Raw genomic sequence first — 1951 nt, 5'->3', positions numbered from 1 at the left:
TTCGCGGGGGGTGTGGCGTGGCAGGCGGGCGCGGCGGCCCCGGTCTGGGGGCCGCCGCGCCGGTGTGCCGGTGTGGGTTGTGTTACAGGTACTGGCCGGTGTTGGCGACGGTGTCGATGGATCGGCCGGCTTCGGTGCCCTTGGTTCCGGAGACGAGGGTGCGGATGTAGACGATCCGTTCGCCCTTCTTGCCGGAGATGCGGGCCCAGTCGTCGGGGTTGGTGGTGTTGGGCAGGTCTTCGTTCTCGCTGAACTCGTCGACGCAGGCGGCGAGGAGGTGGCTGACGCGCAGGCCCTTCTGGCCGGTGTCGAGGAACTGCTTGATGGCCATCTTCTTGGCGCGGTCGACGATGTTCTGGATCATCGCTCCGGAGTTGAAGTCCTTGAAGTAGAGGACTTCCTTGTCGCCGTTGGCGTAGGTGACCTCCAGGAAGCGGTTCTCCTCGCTTTCGGTGTACATGCGTTCGACGGTGCGCTGGATCATGGCCTCGACGGTGGCCTCGTCGGAGCCGCCGTGCTCCTTGAGGTCGTCGGGGTGGAGCGGGAGGCCGCCGAGGATGTACTTGGAGAAGATGTCCTTGGCGGCTTCGGCGTCGGGACGCTCGATCTTGATCTTGACGTCGAGCCGGCCGGGGCGCAGGATCGCCGGGTCGATCATGTCTTCTCGGTTGGAGGCGCCGATGACGATGACGTTCTCCAGGCCTTCGACGCCGTCGATCTCGCTGAGGAGCTGCGGGACGATGGTGTTCTCGACGTCGGAGGAGACTCCGGATCCGCGGGTGCGGAAGATGGAGTCCATTTCGTCGAAGAAGACGATGACGGGTGTTCCGGCGGACGCCTTTTCGCGGGCGCGCTGGAAGACCAGGCGGATGTGCCGTTCGGTTTCGCCGACGTATTTGTTGAGGAGTTCGGGGCCCTTGATGTTGAGGAAGAAGCTCTTGCCTTCCTGGCCGGTCTTCTCGGCGACCTGTTTGGCGAGGGAGTTGGCCACCGCCTTGGCGATGAGCGTCTTGCCGCATCCCGGGGGTCCGTAGAGGAGGACGCCCTTGGGTGGCCTGAGCTGGTGCTCGCGGAAGAGGTCGGCGTGCAGGTAGGGAAGTTCCACGGCGTCGCGGATGAGTTCGATCTGTCCGCCGAGGCCGCCGATCTCGTTGTAGGAGATGTCGGGGACCTCTTCGAGGACGAGTTCTTCGACCTCGGCCTTGTGGATCTTCTCGTACGCGTATCCGGATCGGGGTTCGAGCATGAGGGAGTCGCCGGCGCGGAGTGGGACTCCGCGTAGGGGTTCGGCGAGTTTGATGACGCGTTCCTCGTCGGCGTGCGCGATGACGAGGGCGCGTTCTCCGTCGTCGAAGAGTTCCTTGAGCATGACGACTTCGCCCTGCTCTTCGAAGGTGAGTGCTTCGACGACGTTGAGGGCCTCGTTGAGCATGACCTCTTGGCCGCGCTGGAGTTCGTCGACGTCGACGGCCGGGCTGACGTTGACGCGGAGTTTGCGCCCGCCGGTGAAGATGTCGATGGTTCCGTCGTCGCGGGCTTCGAGGAAGACTCCGAATCCGGATGGTGGTTGTGCGAGCCTGTCGACCTCCTCCTTGAGCGCCACGATCTGTTCGCGAGCCTCTTTGAGGGTCGCTACGAGACGCTCGTTCTGACCGGTTACGGCGGCCAGGTTGGCCTGTGCCTCATGGAGGCGTTCTTCCAGCACACGTACTTGGCGCGGGGATTCCGCGAGCTTCCGGCGCAGCACGGAGATCTCTTCCTCCAGGAAGGAGATCTGCGTTTGGAGGTCCCTGACCTCCTTTTCGTGCTGCGCCTTGCGCGCCCCAGCATCGTCACGAGCGGCCACGCCCCGTCACCTCCTCACGAAGAGAGCCGACGACCTACTGAGACCCTACCTATCTGGAGGGCTTCCGTAACCTGCCCATTCGGTGTTCGTGTCGTGGGGGGGTGT

General features: G+C 64.2%; 1 protein-coding gene. It reads right to left on the bottom strand.

The window, feature by feature from the left end; translation table 11 throughout:
- Positions 1–82 precede the first annotated feature (82 nt).
- The gene (gene arc / locus E1281_RS39355) at positions 83–1846 is read right to left on the bottom strand and encodes a proteasome ATPase (RefSeq protein ID WP_131884767.1); all 1764 of its coding nucleotides are present in this window, start codon (positions 1844–1846) and stop codon (positions 83–85) included.
- Positions 1847–1951 lie beyond the last annotated feature (105 nt).

Source organism: Actinomadura sp. KC345, assembly GCF_004348515.1.
Lineage (GTDB): Bacteria > Actinomycetota > Actinomycetes > Streptosporangiales > Streptosporangiaceae > Spirillospora.
This window is presented reverse-complemented; position numbering and strand designations above follow the sequence as displayed.